This is a genomic window from Tropicimonas omnivorans (genome assembly GCF_031846565.1).
Classification (GTDB): domain Bacteria; phylum Pseudomonadota; class Alphaproteobacteria; order Rhodobacterales; family Rhodobacteraceae; genus Tropicimonas_B; species Tropicimonas_B omnivorans.
Window position 1 is genome coordinate 232,992 of sequence record NZ_JAVRHL010000004.1, and the last position, 18,778, is coordinate 251,769.

The following is an 18,778-nucleotide window of genomic DNA, read 5'->3' on the forward strand; positions in this document are numbered from 1 at the left end:
GAGGGAAGATGCCAATGATCGGCAAGGACAGGATCGCCGCCGCCAACGAGGCGGCCGAAGCAGATCTTCGCGCGGAGTACGACGCGCTCGGCGCAGTGCTGGACCGCCGCGGGATCGACATCGCGGCGGTGAAGGAGAAGGTCGCGGGCTACGGCATCGCCGTTCCGTCATGGGGCGTCGGGACCGGGGGAACCCGTTTCGCCCGCTTTCCGGGGGCGGGGGAGCCGTCCACGATCTTCGACAAGCTCGACGATTGCGGCGTCATTCACGAGTTGACCGGGGCGACCCCCCGCGTCTCTCTCCATGTTCCGTGGGACGATGCCAATCCGGCAGATCTCGTCGCCAAGGGAGAGGAGCTCGGCCTCGGCTTCGACGCGATCAATTCCAACACCTTCCAGGATCAGGCGGAGCAGGCGGCGAGCTACAAGTTCGGCTCGCTGTCACACACACGAGAGGAGGTCCGGTCGCAGGCGGTGGAGCACAATCTCTACTGCATCGAGCTGGGCAGGAAGATCGGGTCGCGCGCGCTGACGATCTGGGTCGGGGACGGCTCCAACTTCCCCGGTCAGGTCAATTTCACCCGTCAGTTCGAGCGCTACCTGGACAGCGCCAGACAGATCTACGCGGGGCTGCCGGAGGATTGGCGGCTGTTCACCGAGCACAAGATCTTCGAGCCTGCCTTCTACTCCACCGTGGTTCAGGATTGGGGCACCAACTACCTGATCGCGACCGAACTGGGCGACCGCGCGTCCTGCCTCGTCGATCTCGGTCACCATGCGCCGACCGTCAATATCGAGATGATCGTCGCGCGGCTGATCCAGTTCGGCAAGCTTGGTGGGTTCCACTTCAATGACAGCAAGTACGGCGACGACGACCTCGATACGGGCTCCATCGATCCCTACCGCCTGTTCCTCGTCTTCAACGAGCTGGTGGAGGCGGCCGACGTGCCGGGGTTCGATCCCGCGCACATGCTCGATCAGAGCCACAACGTGACGGATCCCATCGAAAGCCTGATGAACTCCGCCATGGAAGTGCAGCGCGCCTATGCGCAGGCGCTGATCGTGGACCGGGGCGCCCTGGGCGGGTTCCAGGAGGAGAATGACGCGCTCATGGCCTCCGAGACCCTGAAGCGGGCCTTCCGCACGGACGTCACCCCGATCCTGCAGATGGCCCGCCTCGAGAAGGGCTGTGCCATCGATCCCGTCGCCACCTATCGCGCGTCTGACTATCGCGGGAAGGTCGCGGACGAGCGCCCGGTCTCGACCTCCGGCGGCGGCGGCATCGTCTGAAGGGCAGGCCCACCTGACTGCGTGTCGATCAGGCGCCGCGCTTGCCCTTGGGATGGCGCCTGAATTTGCCCCCGACCGACTTGCGTCTCAGCCTCCATGAGGCCCGCAGGTGGACGCTCCCTTACTCGGCTCCGTCGGCGATCAGCGCGGTCGGATCTATGCCGCGCTTTTCGGCGCTGGCCCGCAGGGCTTCGCGCAGCGACGTGCTCCTTCGAAGGAGGCGCCTAAAGCGTGCCTCGTCCAGGACGGCCAGCGTGGACGGGGCGATGGCGCGGACCTTGGTGCGGAGCGAGCGGGCCATCAGGATCTCCATCTGGCCGAACATCTCGCCGCGGCCGAGCCGCCATATCTGCCCGGCGCTCTCAAGCTCCACAGCGCCGGAGGCGATGAAGAAAACGCTCCGCGCCGCGATGTCCTTTCTCACCACCACGTCTCCTGCATTGACGTAGCGGGTCCGAAGCGCACGGGCGAGGCGGGCGAGGGAGGCCTCGTCCAGGTCGGAGAAGAGCGGAAGCTGGCGAACGAGCTGGCTTCGCTGAAGCGCGAGGTCGAGCCGGGGGCGCTTCTCCGACATGGTGCGGCGGTGGGCGCCGCCCTGGATCAGCGCCGTATGCACCTCCTCCCCGATCAGTCCGTCCTCCCGCATGGCATCGTATTCGCGCTCCTCGAGGCGCAGCGCGGTGCGGCGGATGAACCGGCGTTCCAGTTCCTCGGCATAGCCCGGATATTGCAGGCGAAGGCTCTCGAGCGCCGTCTCGATGGCCTCGATGCGGCGGGAGAGCAGTTCGTGCAGCAAGTCCGCCACGCGGCGCCCGTGGATGCGCCGGATGCGTCCGTCGATGAAAGCGCCGAGGTCCCGCAGGATCAGGCGCTGCGACAGCAGGAGCTCGAAGCGGTCGGCCGTGATCCGGGCAAGGGGCGCCGAGATCCCCGCGCGGTCATGAAGGCGCAGAGCCGCCTGGAACGCCTTGCTGTAGGCCACGCTCGACCGGGCCGCGTTCTGGTACCCGTTTCGCCCATGGACCCGCGTGCCTTCGATCAGGCGGTCGGCATCCGACAGGACCTGTTCGGCCATCTTTCCGGAGATCGTCCGCTCCCGAACGCGGCTCAGGATCGTATCCCGCTCGTGGCCGGCAAGAGCGATGAGACCGAGCGTGACGCGGTCCCGGTCGAGGATGTCGGAGCTGTCCTCGGCCTCGGTCACGGCGGCGTCGAGGCGCTCCCCGAACCGCTTGGCTTCCGAGCGGACGATATCGTGGCTCAGCTCGTACTTCTCCGTCGTCTTCGCCACGTCCGCCCGCACGGTCTGCAGCGCGACGGCGACGACCTGGCGGGACAGCGCCTCGTCCATCGGCGACAGCCGGTCGAGCCCGAGCCGGCCGATCACCCAGCGCAGCGTCGTGCCCTGCACCATGAGCGTGTAGAGCGTGAAGCCGGTGGCGAGGATGCCGACCACGCGCTTGATCTCGTCGGGGACGCGGAAGCTCTCGGTGACCGCCAGCGCAAGCGCGAGCGTCACCGCGCCCCTCAGCCCGCCCCAGAGGATCGCGACGCGATAGGGCCGCTCCACCTGCGGCGACAGCCGGGCGAGGCGAAGGAGCGGGAGCACGCCGAAGAGGATCACCGCCCGGGCCGCGAGCGCCGCGGCGATGACCACGCAGATCAGCCCGATATCGGCGACGCCGACCTCTTCCAGGAGCCGCGGGATCAGGAGTGCGGCGAGAATGAAGATCAGCGCCCCGGCCCAGTGCGCCAGGAGGTCCCAGACCTCGCGCAGGTTCGACCAGGCCTGCGGCGGCAGGCGGCCCGGCCCGGTGAGGTTCAGCGTCACGCCCGCGGCGACGACGGCGATGACGCCGGAAGCCCCGATCAGTTGCTCGGCGCAGACATAGGCGAGGTAGGGCAGGGCGATGGAGATGGAGATCTGCGCCAGCTCGTGCCGGTGGACCAGCGCCATCAGTCCGACCGTGGCCCGCGCGATGATCCAGCCCGCGACGGCGCCGCCGATGATCAGGACGGGAAAGCGCGAGAGCGCGTCGCCAAGCTCAGGGTCCGGCACGCCGCGCATGACGAACCCCATGAAGAGCCCGAAGAGCGCGATGGCGGCGGCATCGTTCAGCAGGCTCTCGCCCTCGATGATGCGCGCCAGCCGCCTCGGGGCCGAGAGTGAGCGGAAGATGGAGACGACCGCCGAGGGGTCCGTGGTCGCGACGATGGAGCCGATCAGCAGGCAGGCGGTGAGCGGGAGCGAGCTCGCCCAGAAGAGCGCATAGCCCACCCCCAGCGTCGCGACGACCACCGCCACGACGGCCAGGACGAGGATCGGCATCCAGTCGTCCAGCATCCGGCGCAGGTTCATCCCCAGGGTCACCTGGAACAGCAGCGTCGGGAGGAAGACGTAAAGAAAGACGTTGGACCGGATCGGCAGACCGACGATCGCCTCGGCGACAGGGTTCAGCGCATCGGTCAGCTCGGTCCGCAGGAAGAAGATCGCACCGAGGCCGATGACGATTCCGAGCGCGGCGAGGATCACGCTGTAGGGAAGGCGCAGCCGCGCCGCGAGCGGCTCGGCCACCCCGATCACCAGAAAGAGCGACGCGACGAGCGTCGTGAGTACGATGATGTCCATGACCGCTCGGATAGCATGGGGACGACGTGCGCGGGACCGTGTCCGGCCCTGCGGGGCGCCGTCGCGAGGGGTCGAGACTCTCCCGAAACGGTGTCGGGATAAAGACCCGGAGATGCAGGGCGCGCGTCAGGTCGCGAAAATGTGCGCCGGTGGGGCGGCATGGGACGCGGAAGGCTGCGCGCTGCGACGCGATCACGCATGAGCCGGCATTGCGCCGTCCACGGCGGCGGCCGATGTTCGGCTCTGAAGCGGCGGCGCTCCTCGCGACATGTCGGGGGTCGCCGCCTCGTCCAGGCAGGGGGCAGTGCAGCGGACGGGGTCGTCCCGGATGCGCGCGGGAGGTCCCCCCCTCGATGCCACGTTCAGGCGCGCGGCCCGGCCTGCCCGGCCCGCGCGAGCGACCCTAATCCCGGAGGCTCCATGCCCGATACGCTCCACGCGACCGACGCCGACACCCTGTCACGCCTCTTCCTCGAGGCGCGCAGCCACAATGGCTGGCAGGATCGCAAGGTCCCCGACGGCACGCTCCGCACGCTCTGGGACACGTTGAAGATGGGGCCGACCTCGGCCAATTGCTCGCCCGGTCGCTTCGTCTTCATCCGGTCCGAGGAGGGCAAGGAGCGGCTGCGTCCGGCGCTGTCGGGCGGCAATCTCGACAAGACCATGGCCGCGCCCGTCTGCGTGATCATCGCGCACGATCCGAAATTCCACGAGCATCTGCCCGAGCTTTTCCCCCACACCGATGCGCGGTCGTGGTTCACGGGGTCGGACGATCTCGCCCGCGAGACCGCGTTCCGCAACGGCACGCTCATGGGGGCCTACCTGATGATTGCGGCGCGGGCGCTGGGGCTCGATGTCGGGCCGATGTCCGGGTTCGACAAGGCGAAGGTCGAGGAGATCTTCCTTGCGGAGACCGGCTGGGAGGCGAACTTCCTCTGCAATCTCGGCTACGGCGACGCGGACAAGCTCTACGACCGGTTGCCCCGGCTTGGCTTCGACACGGCCTGCCGGCTCGTCTGAGCCGGCAGGGCGGGCCCGTTCCTTCCGTCTACGCCCCGGTCGCGCCGCCCGTGAGGCCCCGCAGCAAGCTGGACTCGGTGACGCGCCCGACGAGGGCGCCGCCCTCCGTCACGCCGACCGCGCCGGTGGCGGCCTCGAGGGCGTTCATCACCTCGGCAACGGGCGTTTCGACGTCGAAGGCAGGGCCGGTCGCCTCACCGGGTTCCATCACGTCCCGCGCGGTCAGCACGCCGAGCGGGTTCATGTGGGCCACGAAGTCGGCGACATAGTCGTTGGCGGGCTTGGTGAAGATCTCCCGCGGGGTGCCGACCTGGATGATCCGCCCGCCCTCCATGATCGCGATCCTGTCGCCCAGCTTGAACGCCTCGTCGAGGTCGTGGCTGACGAAGAGGATCGTCCGCTTCAGGCGTTGCTGCACTTCGAGAAGCTCGTCCTGAAGGCGGGTGCGGATCAGCGGATCGAGGGCGGAGAAGGGCTCGTCCATCAGGAGGATGGGCGCTTCGGTGGCAAAGGCGCGGGCAAGGCCGACGCGCTGCTGCATGCCGCCCGACAGCTCGGCGACCTTGCGGTCTCCCCAGCCGTCGAGGCCGACGAGGGAGAGCTGGTCGGCGATCTTGGTGCCGCGCTCCTCCTTCGGCACCCCGGACAGCTCGAGGCCGAACCCGACGTTCTCCTCGACGCTCCGCCAGGGCAGGAGGCCGAACTGCTGGAACACCATGGCGACGGAGTGGCGCCGGGCCTGCCGCATCTCCTTGGCGGAACAGTTGGCCATGTCGACCATGCCGTCGCCGCTCTTCACCCGCACAGACCCGCGGGTGACCTTGTTCAGCCCGTTGACGGCGCGCAGCAGCGTCGACTTGCCGGAGCCCGACAGGCCCATCAGGACCAGCGTCTCGCCTTCGGCGACCGTCAGGGTGCAGTTGTGGACCCCGAGGACCTGGTCGGTCCGTTCCTGGATCTCCGGGCGGCTCATCCCCTCGTCGGCCAGCGGCAGGGCTTCCTGCGGCTTGTCCCCGAACATGATCGAGACGTTCTCGAATTCCACGGCGCTCATTTGCGATTCACCCTCAGCATCCGGTCGAGCATGATGGCCACGACCACGATCACGATCCCGCTCTCGAACCCGAGCGAGGTATTCACCTGGTTCAGCGCGCGGACGACGGGCACCCCGAGACCGTCCGCCCCGACCAGGGCGGCGACCACGACCATGGACAGCGACAGCATGATGGTCTGGTTCAGCCCGGCCATGATCTGCGGAAACGCCGATGGCAGTTCGACCTTCCAGAGCTTCTGTTGAGGCGTGGCACCGAAGCTGTCGGCGGCTTCGAGAAGCGGCTTCGGCGTGCCGGTGATCCCCAGATGCGTCAGGCGGATCGATGCGGGCAGAACGAAGATCACGGTGGCGAAGAGCCCGGGCACCATGCCGATGCCGAAGAACACGATCGCCGGGATCAGGTAGACGAAGGTCGGCAGCGTCTGCATCAGGTCCAGGATCGGCCGCACCGCGGCATAGAGCTTCGGACGGTGCGCGACGGCCACGCCGGTCGGCACCCCGAGCGCCATGCACACCACGCAGGAGGAGAGCACCAGCGTCAGCGTCTCGGCCGTCTCCTCCCAGTAATCCTGGTTCAGGATGAAGAGAAATCCGAGCAGGACGAAGAGGCAGACCTGCCAGCTGCGTTGCAGGGCCCATGTCAGCGCCACGAAGGCGAGGATGATGACCAGCTCGGGCGGCGTCAGGAGCAGCCAGAGAATCCCCTCGATCAGCCCCTCGCCGCCCTCGGCGATCGCATCGATCAGGCCGGAGAAGGTGTTCTGTATCCAGTTGAAGAGATCCGCGGCGGCATCGCCGACCGGGATCTTGTACGCGCTCAGCCAGTCCATGCGTGGCCTTTCCTGATCTTGTCACTGTCCGGGTGCGCGACTGCGGCCGCGCGCTGCGCCGCGGCTCGGGGCATGTGCCGCCAGAGCGGGGCAGTCTCTCGCGTCCGGGCCCGGCCCGGCGGGTGCGGTCGGCGCGCGGGCGAGACGGGGTCTGCCGGTGCGGCGTGCATCGGTTGCGACGAAAGGGGGAGGAGGGCCGCGCGCGGCGCGCAGCCCCGGAGCGGAGGCGGCCCCGCCATGTCGGGCGAAGCCGCCATCCCCGGTCTCAGAGGCCGAGAGCGGACTGAGCGGCGGCCAGGCCGGGCTCGCCGTCCACGGTGGTCACCCCCTCGAGCCAGGGCTCGATGACCGCGGGGTTCTCCTGCAGCCATGCCTGAACGGCCTCGTCTGGATCGGAGCCCTCGTCGAGGATCCGGCCCATGATGGCGTTCTCCATGTCGAGGGTGAAGTCCATCTGTTCAAGGAGCTTGCCGGCATTGGGGCAGTCTGCGGTGAAGCCCGAGCGGGTGACGGTGTAGACCGTGCCTTCGCCGCCGAAGAAGTCCTCGCCGCCCTCGAGATACTGCAGCTCGAAGTTGGCGTTCATCGGGTGCGGGGCCCAGCCGAGGAAGACGATGTCCTCGTCGCGGTCGACGGCGCGGCGAACCTGGCTAAGCATGCCCTGCTCCGAGCTCTCGCGGATGCTCAGATCGCCCATGCCGTACTCGTCCTCCTCGATCAGGCTGATCAGGTAGGCATTGCCTTCGTTGCCGGGCTCGATGCCGTAGATCGTGCCCTCGATCTCGTCGGAGAATTCGGCGAGATCCTCGTAGGACTGGAGGCCCTTGTCATAGGTGTAGGACGGCACGGCGAGGTTGTAGATCGTGCCGGTGAGGTTGTCGTTGACCGACTCGATCGAGCCATCGTCGAGATAGGGCGTGATCGCGCTTTCCTGGGACGGCATCCAGTTGCCGAGGAAGACGTCGATGTCGCCGCCCGACAGCGATGCGAACGTCACCGGCACGGACAGGACGGACACGTCCACGTCGTATCCCAGCGCCTCGAAGACCTGCTTCGCGGCGGAGGTGGTGACGGTGATGTCGGTCCAGCCGACATCGGAGAACGAGATCGAATCGCACTGCGCTTGGGCCGAGGCGGTGCCGGCAACGGCCGTGAGGGCCAGCGCGGAAAGGGTCGTTCTGAACGTCATGGTAGGTCTCCCTGTTTTCTTGATTGACCGATCAATAAAAAATCGACATGGCTTCGGCAACACCTTTCTGCCGCCGGGGGTCGATGTGCCGAAGATCGGAATGGAGCCTATTCGAAAGGAAGCGCTCCTGAAAGCGACAATACGGGAGGTCGGCTCGGCCGGCTCGCTCGAGATCCCGGTGAGCCGGATCGCGCGCTCCGCCGGCATGTCCACCGCGCTTGCCCACCATTACTTCGGCGGCAAGGACCGGATCTTCCTCGCCGCCATGCGCTACATCCTCTCCGAATACGGACGCGGCGTGCGTGCGGAGCTGGCCCGGGCAAGCGGCCCGCGGGAGCGGCTCGGTGCCATCCTGCGGGCGTCCTTCGAGGATCCGAACTTTCGCAACGAGGTGATCGGCGCCTGGCTCGTCTTCTACATCCAGGCCCGCAATTCGCCCGAGACCGCCCGGCTTCTGCGGATCTACCATCGCCGCCTCGCCTCCAACCTGATCAGCGAACTGCGCCCCCTCGTCGGCGACCGCGCCGTGGCCGCCGGTGCCGCCCTCGGCGCCCTGATCGACGGCGTCTACCTCCGGCACGCGATCGGGGACATCGAGGCCGATGCGGAAGCGGCCGAGGCGACCGTCTATTCCTATCTCGATCTCCTCCTGGCACAGGAAAGACCCCAATGACGCGCCCCAATATCCTGGTCATCATGGTCGATCAGCTGACCGGCACGCTCTTCCCGGACGGCCCGGCGGACTGGCTCCACACGCCCAACCTCAAGCGCCTGGCGGAGCGGTCCGCGCGGTTCGAGACGGCCTATTGCCCCTCGCCGCTCTGCGGCCCGTCCCGCGCCAGCATGATGACGGGGCAGTTGCCGTCCCGCACCGGCGTCTACGACAATGCCGCCGAACTGCCCGCCTCGGTCCCGACCTATGCGCACCACCTACGCCGCGCCGGCTACCACACCGCGCTCGTGGGCAAGATGCATTTCGTCGGCCCCGACCAGCTGCACGGGTTCGAGGAGCGTCTGACGACGGATATCTATCCCGCCGATTTCGGCTGGACCCCGGATTACCGCAAACCCGGCGAGCGGATCGACTGGTGGTACCACAACATGGGCTCGGTCACGGGGGCCGGCGTCGCCGAGATATCCAACCAGATGGATTACGACGACGAGGTCGCCTTCCGCGCCGGCCAGAAGCTCTACGACCTCGCGCGCGAAGAGGAAGGGCGGCCGTGGTGCGTCACCGTCTCCTTCACGCATCCGCACGATCCCTACGTCGCTCGCCGCCGCTTCTGGGACCTCTACGAGGAGTGCGAGCATCTGGAGCCGCGCGTCCCGGCGATCCCGTACGAGGAGCATGACGCGCATTCGAAGCGCATCTACGATGCCAATGACTGGCACCGCTTCGAGATCGAGAACGAGCATGTCCGCCGCTCCCGGCGGGCGTACTTCGCCAACATCTCCTATCTCGACGAGAAGATCGGCGAGCTTCTGGATATCGTCGAGCGCACGCGGCAGGACTGCGCCGTGGTCTTCACGTCGGACCACGGGGACATGCTCGGCGAGCGCGGCCTGTGGTTCAAGATGTCGCCCTTCGACGGCTCCTCCCGCGTCCCCTTCATGGTCGCTGGCGCCGGCATCGAGGCCGGTCACGTGACGGAGCCCGTCTCGACCGTCGATCTGTGCGCGACCCTCTGCGATCTTGCCGGCATCGACATGGGGGAGGTGACACCCTGGACGGACGGTCACTCGGCCCTGCCGGTCGCGTCCGGCGATCCGCGTCCCGCGCCGGTCCCGTTCGAGTATTGCGCCGAAGGCTCCTATGCTCCCGTGGTGACGCTCCGGGACGGGCGCTGGAAGTATACCCGCTGCCAGCTCGATCCGGACCAGCTCTACGACATGGCCGAGGATCCGGACGAGTTGACGAACCTCGCCGCCGATCCCGCCCATGCCGAGACGCTGGCGCGGATGCGGGAGCTGTCGGAGGCGCGCTGGGACCTCGACCTCTTCGACAGCCAGATCCGCCAGAGCCAGGCCCGCCGCTGGGTGGTCTACGACGCCCTCCGCGCTGGCCGGTACACCCCGTGGGACCACGAACCCGAAACCAAGTCCTCCGAGCGCTTCATGCGCAATCACATGGATCTCAACACGGTCGAGGAGCGCCGCCGCTTCCCCCGTGGTGAATGACGAGAAGGCCGAAGACATGACTTATGACGTCCAGCCCGAGGGCAGCCACTTCGTGAACGGCAAACCGGCCCGTGATGCCGAAGGCGCCGAGCTGCCCGTGATCTATCCCGCCACGGCGGAGCGCATCGCGCTTCTGAACGAGGCGACACCGGCCGTGATCGAGGCGGCGCTCGCCGGCGCCGAGGCCGCCTGGCGCGACTGGGCCGCGCGCCCCGGCGTCGAGCGCGGGCGCGTCCTGCGTCGCGCCGCCGATATCCTGCGCGAGCGCAACGAGGAGCTCTCCCGCCTCGAGACCCTCGATACCGGCAAGCCGATCCAGGAGACGCTTGTCGCGGATGCCGCCTCCGCCGCCGACGCCCTCGAATGGTTCGGCGGGATCGCCGCCGGGGTCGCGGGGGAGCATGTCCAGCTCGGGGAGGATTTCGGCTACACCCGCAGGGAGCCCTTCGGCGTCTGCGTGGGCATCGGCGCGTGGAACTACCCGATCCAGATCGCCGCATGGAAATCCGCCCCCGCGCTCGCCTGCGGCAACGCGATGGTTTTCAAGCCCTCCGAAACCACGCCCCTCTCCGCCCTGAAGCTCGCCGAGATCTACATCGAGGCGGGCCTGCCCGAAGGTCTCTTCCAGGTGGTGCAGGGACGGGGCGCCGTCGGCGCGGCCCTGATCGAGGACGACCGCGTCGCGAAGGTGTCCCTCACCGGCTCGGTCCCCACCGGCCGCCGGGTCTACGAGGCGGCCGCGCGCGGGCTGAAGGCGGCGACCATGGAACTGGGCGGCAAGTCCCCGATGATCGTCATGGAGGATGCCGATCTCGATGCGGCCGTCGGAGGCGCCATCCTCGGCAACTTCTATTCCTCGGGCCAGATCTGCTCCAACGGCACCCGCGTCTTCGTGCAGGAGGACGTGCTGGAGGACTTTCTCGCCCGGCTCGCGGACCGCACCGCCGAGGCAAGGGCCGGAGACCCCCTCGATCCGGAGACCACCCTCGGCCCCCTCGTCAGCGAGGCGCAGCTCGAGAAGGTCATGGGCCATATCGAGGCCGGAAAGGCCGAGGGCGCCCGCCTCGTCTGCGGCGGAACGCGGATAGGTGGGGAGGGCTACTTCGTCGCGCCCACGGTCTTCGCGGACGTCTCCGACGAGATGAGCCTTGCCCGGGAGGAGATCTTCGGACCGGTCATGTCCGTCCTGTCGTTCAAGACCGAGGAGGAGGCGCTGGCCCGCGCCAATGCCACGCCCTACGGCCTCGCCGCCGGGGTCTTCACCCGCGACATTTCCCGCGCTCACCGGATGGCCGCCCGGCTGGACGCCGGCACCTGCTGGATCAACACCTACAACCTGACCCCCGTCGAGCTGCCGTTCGGCGGCGTGAAGGCCAGCGGCGTCGGCCGGGAGAACGGCCATGCCGCCATCGAGTTCTACAGCCGCCTCAAGACCGTCTATGTCGGCATGGGAGGCGTCGATGCGCCGTACTGACCACCTTCGTCCCGCGGATCAGGGCCGCGCCACGCTGGGAGCGTCCCGCTGCCGCGCCGGAGCGATCCGATGAGCACCGATTACGTCATCGTCGGCGCCGGGTCGGCGGGCTGCGCCATGGCCTACCGGCTGTCCGAGGCGGGCCGCTCGGTCACGATCGTGGAATCGGGCGGCACCGATGCCGGCCCGTTCATCCAGATGCCGGGCGCGCTGTCCTACCCCATGAACATGCGCCGCTACGACTGGGGCTACACCACCGAACCCGAGCCCCATCTCGGCGGTCGGCGCCTCGCCGCGCCGAGGGGCCGGGTGATCGGCGGGTCCTCCTCGATCAACGGCATGATCTATGTCCGCGGCCACCCGCTCGATTACGAGCACTGGGCCGACAGCGGCGCTTCCGGCTGGTCGTGGTCCGATGTCGCCCCGTATTTCCGCCGCATGGAGAACTGGCATGCCGGCATCCATGGCGGCGATGCGGCACGCAGGGGGCATGACGGTCCCCTCCATGTCACGCGCGGCAAGCGGGACAATCCGCTGGTGAAGGCCTTCGTCGAGGCCGGCCGCGAGGCGGGCTACGGCGAGACGAAGGACTACAACGGCAACCGCCAGGAGGGCTTCGGCCCGTTCGACGCGACAATCTGGAAAGGTCGCCGCTGGTCCGCCGCCTCCGCCTATCTGAGGCCCGCGCTCAAGTCCGGCCGGGTCAGGATGGTGCGCGGCGAGGCTGCCAGGGTCGTGATCGAGGAAGGCCGCGCCACGGGCGTCGCGCTCGGGACAGGGGAGGTCGTACAGGCCGGGCGGGAGGTGATCCTCTCTGCCTCCGCCTTCAACACTCCGAAGCTCCTGATGCTCTCCGGGATCGGCCCCGCTGCGCATCTCGCGGAACTCGGGATCGAGGTGGTCGCCGACCGTCCCGGCGTCGGCTCGAACCTTCAGGACCACCTGGAGATGTACATCCAGTACGCCGCGACGCAGCCGGTCAGCCTCTTCAAGTACTGGTCGCTTCTCGGCAAGGCCTATGTGGGCGCACGCTGGGTCCTGGGCCGGCAGGGTCCCGGTGCCTCGAACCAGTTCGAGAGCGCGGGTTTCGTGCGCTCGAGGGCCGGGGTGCGCTACCCCGACATCCAGTACCACTTCCTGCCCCTTGCCGTGCGCTACGACGGCAAGACGGCGGCCGAGGGACACGGCTTCCAGTGCCATGTCGGCCCCATGCGCTCGCCGAGCCGCGGCAATGTCCGGCTGACCTCGGCGGACCCGGCCGAGGCGCCCTCGATCCTCTTCAACTACATGGCCGAGGAGAAGGACTGGGAGGACTTCCGGCGGTGCATTCGCCTGACGCGCGAGATCGTCGCCCAGCCGGCCTTCGACGCGTTCCGCGGGGCGGAGATCTCGCCGGGCACCGAGGCGCAGACGGATGACGAGCTCGACGACGTGATCCGCGAGGAGGTGGAAAGCGCCTATCACCCCTGCGGCACCGCGAAGATGGGGCGGAGGGACGACCCGGGCGCCGTCGTCGATCCCGACGGCAGGGTGATCGGCCTCGAGGGGCTGCGGGTGGCGGACAGCTCGATCTTCCCGCGCATCACGAACGGCAACCTCAACGCCCCGTCGATCATGGCAGGAGAGAAGATCGCCGATGCCGTGCTCGGCCGGGCCCCCCTGCCGCCCGAAGAGGACGGATGGTGGGAAGCGCGCGACTGGCAGAGCCGGCAGCGCGAGAGCGATCCGGTTCGGTGATGCAAGGGGGGGGGGCGGTCTCCGGCCCCCCGCAGAAGCAGGCGAACGATCGGCCTCGGGCCCGCGACTGTTCAGACCACCCCGCCGTCCACGACGAGCGTCTGCCCCGTCACCATGCGCGCGCCGGGTGAGGCGAGCCAGAGGGCGGCCTCGGCGATGTCGTCCGCGCGGATCAGGTCCGGGATGCATTGAAGCGCGTGGGTCTCCGCGATCCAGTCATCGGTCAGCCCGGCCTCCACGCGCTCCGTGACCACCCGTCCGGGCGCGATGGCGTTCACCCGGATCCCCTTAGGGCCCAAATCGCGCGCGAGGCCGCGGGTCAGACCGACGATGCCAGCCTTGGCGGCATGGTAGGCGGCGAGGTTGCCAGCGAGCTTCATCCAGGCTGTGGAGGAGAGGTTCACGATGGCGCCGCCGCCGGCCGCCTCCATGCCCGGCGCCACGAGGCGGGCGAGGGCGGCGTGATGGTCGAGGTTGAGCGCCATCATCTCCCGCCATGGTCCGGGCGTCAGCTCATCCAGGGCCATACGCCGGTCGACGCCTGCATTGTTCACGAGGACCCGCACGGGACCGCGCTCCCGGACAAGACCCGCCACGACGTCATCGAGGGCGTCCAGATCCCGCAGGTCGAGCCGTACGGGATGGACGTGCCCCGGCCCGGCGTCTTCGGGATCGAAATGGATGGCATCGCGGTCGAGCGCCGAGACCTCGGCGCCGGCGCGGGCGAAGGCGAGCGCCGTGGCCTTGCCGATCCCCGCCGCGGCGCCCGTGACGAGGACATGCGCCCCCCCATGCGCGCTCAAACCGCCACCTCGCGTGTCGGCAGGCCGGGTGTGTCCATCTCGATGGCGAAGAGACCGCCCGACAGCGGCGCTTCTTCGAGCACCTGGGCAGGCAGGCGGATCGAGGCGGAGGTGATGTAGAGGGTGGTGAGGTCCGGCCCGCCGAAACAGCAACTCGTCGGGCGCGGGACGGGCATGTCGATTTCCCGGATCAGGCGGCCGCCGGGCGTGTAGCCCGCCACGCGCCAGCCATCCCAGAAGGCGATCCAGACATTGCCCTCGGCATCCACGGACAGACCGTCCGGCTTGCCGTCCCGCGGGTCCACGTTAAGAAAGACCCGGCGGCCGGTGATCGCTCCTTCGGCGGCGTCGTAATCGTAGGCGAAGACCGTGCCGAGGCCTGAATCGGTGAAGTAGAAGGTCCGGTCGTCAGCCGACCAGCCAAGACCGTTGGAGACCTGGAAGCCCCCGTCCACCGCGCGCGAGGAGGTGGGCGTGTCGAAGCGGTAGAGCGAGCCCGACGGCATCGAGGCGTCGAGGCTCATCGTCCCGGCCCAGACGCGGCCCGAACTGTCGCACTTGGCATCGTTGAAGCGGTTGGAGGGCAGATGCGCCTCGGGGTCGTGGATCGGATCCAGATCGCCGGAGGGGCCGAGCCGTTCGAGGCCGTTCTGCGTGACGGCCATCATCGTTCCGTCCGAGGCGGGAAGGACGGCCGAGACCAGGCGGGGGGAGGGGTGCATCGCGCTCCTCGCGCCCGAGGGATCGAAGATGCGCGTGGCGGGCGCCGCGATGTCGACCCAGCGCAGGAGGTTCTCCCGCGCGTCCCAGACCGGCCCTTCACCGACGATGGCGCCGGCGGCGTCAACGCATTCCAGCGTCTCGGCGATGTGGCTGTGGCGGCGCGGGTTGGGGGAGATGCTCACGCTGGCGGTTCCTATGTTGCCCATCACGCGGCGGGCGGATTCCATCAGGTCCCGCCCGACGATATGGCGTTGTTCGAGGCCGAGCGCGCTTTCGTGAGCGGTCACCGCGATGGCGCCGCGGCCCATTCCCGGCGGCCCGTGGACCTCCACCGCAACGACGATCAGGCCGGGGACGGACCCCGATTCAGCGATCGAATAGCCCCGCGCCCGGCTGATCGCGATTTCCGACAGGATGCTGTGCTGGGTGTCGCGGTCGTAGCTGGTGATGAAGCGGTTCATCTCGTGCGGGGCCATCGCCGCCATCATGGCCCGGCCGGAGGCGGACTCGGCCGCCGGCACCGAGCGGCCGACATCGACGCCGACCGCGAGCGGGTTCTGCGGGCGGCGGACGTCGACATAGATGATCTCGTCCCCTTCGAGGACGGTCAGCGAAACCGTCTGGCCCAGCTCCGCGGAGAGGCGGGACAGTTCGTGCTCCGCCGCCGATCGCAGGTCGAAGGACGAGAGCGAGGACCGCCCCAGCTCGATGAACCGCTTGCCGAGGGAGTAGGTCTTCGCCGCGTTGTCGTGCTTGAGGTAGCCGAACTCCACCAGCGCGCCGAGGAGCCGGTAGAGCGTCGCCTTGGGCAGGCCGGTTTCGCGCAGGAGGTGCGCGGAGGTGCAGGGCGCTTGGGCCTCTCCGATCAGTTCGAGGAGCTGGATGCCCTTCACCAGCGTTCCGGCGCCGGGATATCGCTTCGCGATGTTGTCGAAATCCGGCACCGGCGCGGTCCTCAGCTCAGGGCTTTCTGGGTTTCGGGATCGAATACATGAACCTTCCCCTCCGGCAAAGCGACCCGGACGTGCTCCCCGTCCGAGTAGCGCCGGTCGTCGATGACGCGGGCGAGCATCGTGGTGCTGTCCCGCGCGGCGTCGTCGGAGCCGATGACCTTCTGGAGCGAGTGGATCGCCTGCCCCTCGGGGGTCGGGAAGTGCAGGATCTTCTCCGTTCCGAGGCTTTCGACGAGGCCGAGGGAGACGGGCGTGCCGCCGATCTCGCCGCCGATCCTCAGGTGCTCCGGGCGGATGCCGAAGATCGCCTCGTCCCGGGGCAGCCGGTCTGGCGAGACGGAGAGCGGCACGACCTGTTCGCCGAAACGGGTCTGCGCCCGGCCGTTCTCGATCTCGACCGGGCCGCGGAAGAAGTTCATCCCCGGCGAGCCGATGAACCCCGCGACGAAGATGTTGGCGGGCTCAGCGAAGAGCGTGTCGGGCGAGCCGATCTGCTGGATCACGCCGCCGCGCATGACGACGATCTTGGTCGCCATCGTCAGCGCCTCCACCTGGTCGTGGGTGACGTAGATCGTGGTCACGCCGAGGCGCTTCTGCAGGTTCACGATCTCGGAGCGCGTCTGCACCCGCAGCTTGGCGTCGAGGTTGGAGAGCGGCTCGTCCATCAGGAAGGCGCTCGGCTCGCGGACGATGGCACGGCCCAGGGCGACGCGCTGTCGCTGGCCGCCCGACAGCGCACGCGGGCGCCGGTCGAGATAGGAGGTCAGCTCAAGCGTCTCGGCGGCGGCCTCCACCTTGCGGTTGATGTCCGCCTTGTCCTGACCGCGCATCTTCAGGCCGAAGCCGATGTTGGAGCGCACGGACATGTGCGGGTAGAGCGCGTAGTTCTGGAACACCATCGCGATGTCCCGCTTGCCGGGGCCGAGCTCGGTCACGTCGCGCCCGCCGATGGAGATGCTGCCCGCGCTCGTCGCCTCGAGCCCGGCGAGCATCTTCAGCGCGGTGGACTTGCCGCAGCCCGAGGGGCCGACGAAGACGCAGAAGTCGCCGTCCTCGACGTGGAGCGTGAAGTCCCGGATCGCATGGACCTCGCCATAGCTTTTCTGGACGTTGTCGAAATCGATGGTCGCCATTGGTCTGGCCCTTTCGTTTACTTGTCTGAGCCGGACGAGAGACCGCCCACGAGATAGCGTTCGAGGAAGAGATAGACGCCGATGATCGGCACCGCGGCCATCAGGGACGCGGCCATGATCGTGTTCCAGTCGGTCACGAACTCGCCTTTGAGCGTGGCGATGCCGACATTGAGCGTCCACTTGGATTCGGACGTCGTCAGGAAGGTCCGGGCATAGAGGAAGTCCGACCAGCTGATGACGAAGGCATAGAGCGCCGTGGCCGCGAGGCCGGGCGCGGCAACCGGCAGCACCACCCGCACGAGGGCGCCAAGGGGGGAGCAGCCGTCCACCAGGGCGGCGTGTTCAAGCTCCGGCGGGATCGTGTCGAAATAGCCCTTCAGCATCCAGGTCGCGAAGGGGACGATGAGGGTCGCCTGCGCGATCACCACCGACCAGAGCGAGCCGACGAGGCCGAGAGACTTGAAGATCGCGAAGAGCGGGATGACGAGGAGCGTCGCCGGCAGCATCTTCGAGGTCAGGATGAAGAGGCCGAGGCCCTGACCGCCGCGCAGACGATGGCGGGAGAGGGCATAGGCCGCGAGCACCCCCACCGTCAGCGACAGGATCATCGTGGCCACCGCGACGAGGATCGTGTTCCACATCCAGAGCGCGAAGGGCTGCGTCGCCAGAAGGTCCGCGAACACGCCCCATTGCGGATCGTCAGGCCAGAAGCGGGGCGGGTATTCGCGCAGCCGCGTGCGGGGGCTGAGCGCGGTGAGGATCATCCAGTAGATCGGGAACAGCAGGGCCGCGCAGGTGAAGATCACCGTGGCGTAGATCCCGAAGGTCCCGAGGGGAGAGCGTTTCTGCATCGGGGCGGGCTCCTAGTGGACCGAGTTGGCGAAGCGGCCGACCAGCGCGCGGCTGATGAAGGCGCAGATGACGAGGGTGACGACGCCGACGGCAGCGCCCTGTCCCATGCGGAAGAAGGAGAAGGACTGCTCGAAGGTCAGGATCGACAGCGTCGTGGTGGAGCCGATCGGCCCGCCCTGCGTCAGCACGTAGATGATGGCGAAATCCCGGAAGACCCACAGCGTGGTCATCACCGCGGTGACGCCGATCACCGGCGCGAGGCTCGGAAGCGTGATGAAGAGGAAGCGCTGCCAGACATTGGCGCCATCCACCCGCGCCGCCTGGTACTGTTCCTCGGGGATCGACTGCAGGCCCGCGAGCAGCATGATCGAGACGAGCGGATAGCCCTTCCAGATCATCACGAAGCAGACCGCGAAGAAGGCGGCGGTGGCGTTCGAGGCGAACTGGATCGGCGCTCCGATCAGGCCGACCTTCAGAAGCGCCCAGTTGACGACACCGAAGGAGCTGTCGAGCATCCACGCCCAGATCACCGTGGCGACCACTTCGGGCACCGCCCAGGGCAGCGCGACGAAGAGGCGGGCGAGGGCGCGGCCGCGGAACTTCTGGTTCACGAGAAGCGCGGTGGCGAGGCCGATCGCGAGGGAGATCCCGCCCACCGTCAGCACCATCTTCGCCGTGACCCAGACCGCGTTCCAGAATTCGCCGGAGCGGACGAGCCAGTCGTAGTTCTCCAGCGTCCAGGGCTCGCGGTCCCCGCCGACGCGGGCGATGCGCACGTCCTGAAGCGAGATGTCCACCGAAAGCAGGATCGGATAGATGATGATGAGCGCCATCATCAGGACGGCCGGCGCGAGCAGCAGATACCCGAATTTCGCGCGGTGGCGCGGCGAACTGAAATCGATCACGTTGGGTCT

Annotated in this window: 15 protein-coding genes; 6 read left to right on the forward strand and 9 right to left on the reverse strand. The window is 68.3% G+C overall.

Annotated elements, in window-relative coordinates:
• The first annotated feature begins 14 nt into the window (after window positions 1–14).
• Entirely contained in the window at window positions 15–1,289 is a 1,275-nt protein-coding gene (gene rhaI, locus RM543_RS16970) for an L-rhamnose catabolism isomerase (RefSeq protein WP_311693925.1), read from the forward strand.
• A gap of 121 nt (window positions 1,290–1,410) precedes the next feature.
• On the opposite strand, the gene RM543_RS16975 is transcribed toward rhaI, so the two are convergent.
• Window positions 1,411–3,918: a cation:proton antiporter gene (locus RM543_RS16975; protein WP_311693809.1), complete on the reverse strand. Its 2,508-nt coding sequence runs from the start codon at window positions 3,916–3,918 to the stop codon at window positions 1,411–1,413.
• Between the two features lie 420 nt (window positions 3,919–4,338).
• On the opposite strand from RM543_RS16975, the gene RM543_RS16980 reads away from it, so the two are divergent.
• Window positions 4,339–4,938: a malonic semialdehyde reductase gene (locus RM543_RS16980; RefSeq protein WP_311693811.1), complete on the forward strand. Its 600-nt coding sequence runs from the start codon at window positions 4,339–4,341 to the stop codon at window positions 4,936–4,938.
• Window positions 4,939–4,966: 28 nt separating this feature from the next.
• Here RM543_RS16980 and choV read toward each other — a convergent pair whose 3' ends face one another.
• From choV to choX, 3 genes are all read right to left on the reverse strand, one after another.
• Window positions 4,967–5,992, reverse strand: a complete 1,026-nt coding sequence (choV, locus tag RM543_RS16985) for a choline ABC transporter ATP-binding protein (protein WP_311693813.1) — start codon at window positions 5,990–5,992, stop codon at window positions 4,967–4,969.
• Window positions 5,989–6,822 (reverse strand): choline ABC transporter permease subunit, encoded by an 834-nt coding sequence (choW, locus tag RM543_RS16990; protein ID WP_116083364.1) that lies wholly within the window; start codon window positions 6,820–6,822, stop codon window positions 5,989–5,991. The genes choV and choW overlap by 4 nt, the downstream gene beginning before the upstream one ends.
• A 265-nt stretch (window positions 6,823–7,087) precedes the next feature.
• Window positions 7,088–8,011: a choline ABC transporter substrate-binding protein gene (gene choX, locus RM543_RS16995; RefSeq protein ID WP_311693816.1), complete on the reverse strand. Its 924-nt coding sequence runs from the start codon at window positions 8,009–8,011 to the stop codon at window positions 7,088–7,090.
• 100 nt (window positions 8,012–8,111) lie between these two features.
• On the opposite strand from choX, the gene betI reads away from it, so the two are divergent.
• From betI to betA, 4 genes are all read left to right on the forward strand, one after another.
• Window positions 8,112–8,684: a choline-binding transcriptional repressor BetI gene (gene betI, locus RM543_RS17000; protein ID WP_311693818.1), complete on the forward strand. Its 573-nt coding sequence runs from the start codon at window positions 8,112–8,114 to the stop codon at window positions 8,682–8,684.
• Window positions 8,681–10,189, forward strand: a complete 1,509-nt coding sequence (gene betC / locus RM543_RS17005; RefSeq protein ID WP_311693820.1) for a choline-sulfatase — start codon at window positions 8,681–8,683, stop codon at window positions 10,187–10,189. The genes betI and betC overlap by 4 nt, the downstream gene beginning before the upstream one ends.
• Before the next feature lie 16 nt (window positions 10,190–10,205).
• Window positions 10,206–11,663 (forward strand): betaine-aldehyde dehydrogenase, encoded by a 1,458-nt coding sequence (gene betB / locus RM543_RS17010; protein ID WP_311693822.1) that lies wholly within the window; start codon window positions 10,206–10,208, stop codon window positions 11,661–11,663.
• Between the two features lie 69 nt (window positions 11,664–11,732).
• On the forward strand, window positions 11,733–13,400 hold the full coding sequence (gene betA, locus RM543_RS17015) for a choline dehydrogenase (protein ID WP_311693824.1): 1,668 nt from the start codon (window positions 11,733–11,735) through the stop codon (window positions 13,398–13,400).
• 71 nt (window positions 13,401–13,471) lie between these two features.
• On the opposite strand, the gene RM543_RS17020 is transcribed toward betA, so the two are convergent.
• From RM543_RS17020 to RM543_RS17040, 5 genes are read right to left on the reverse strand one after another with little or no spacing between them, the layout of a single operon-like run.
• Window positions 13,472–14,203 (reverse strand): SDR family NAD(P)-dependent oxidoreductase, encoded by a 732-nt coding sequence (locus RM543_RS17020; protein ID WP_311693826.1) that lies wholly within the window; start codon window positions 14,201–14,203, stop codon window positions 13,472–13,474.
• The gene (locus RM543_RS17025) at window positions 14,200–15,870 is read right to left on the reverse strand and encodes an SMP-30/gluconolactonase/LRE family protein (RefSeq protein ID WP_311693828.1); all 1,671 of its coding nucleotides are present in this window, start codon (window positions 15,868–15,870) and stop codon (window positions 14,200–14,202) included. The genes RM543_RS17020 and RM543_RS17025 overlap by 4 nt, the downstream gene beginning before the upstream one ends.
• 11 nt (window positions 15,871–15,881) lie before the next feature.
• Complete coding sequence (locus tag RM543_RS17030; protein WP_311693830.1) at window positions 15,882–17,012, reverse strand: ABC transporter ATP-binding protein; 1,131 nt, start codon at window positions 17,010–17,012, stop codon at window positions 15,882–15,884.
• Window positions 17,013–17,029: 17 nt separating this feature from the next.
• Window positions 17,030–17,863: a carbohydrate ABC transporter permease gene (locus RM543_RS17035; protein ID WP_116083351.1), complete on the reverse strand. Its 834-nt coding sequence runs from the start codon at window positions 17,861–17,863 to the stop codon at window positions 17,030–17,032.
• A gap of 12 nt (window positions 17,864–17,875) precedes the next feature.
• Window positions 17,876–18,769, reverse strand: coding sequence for a carbohydrate ABC transporter permease (locus RM543_RS17040; protein WP_116083349.1), 894 nt, complete (start codon window positions 18,767–18,769; stop codon window positions 17,876–17,878).
• Window positions 18,770–18,778 lie beyond the last annotated feature (9 nt).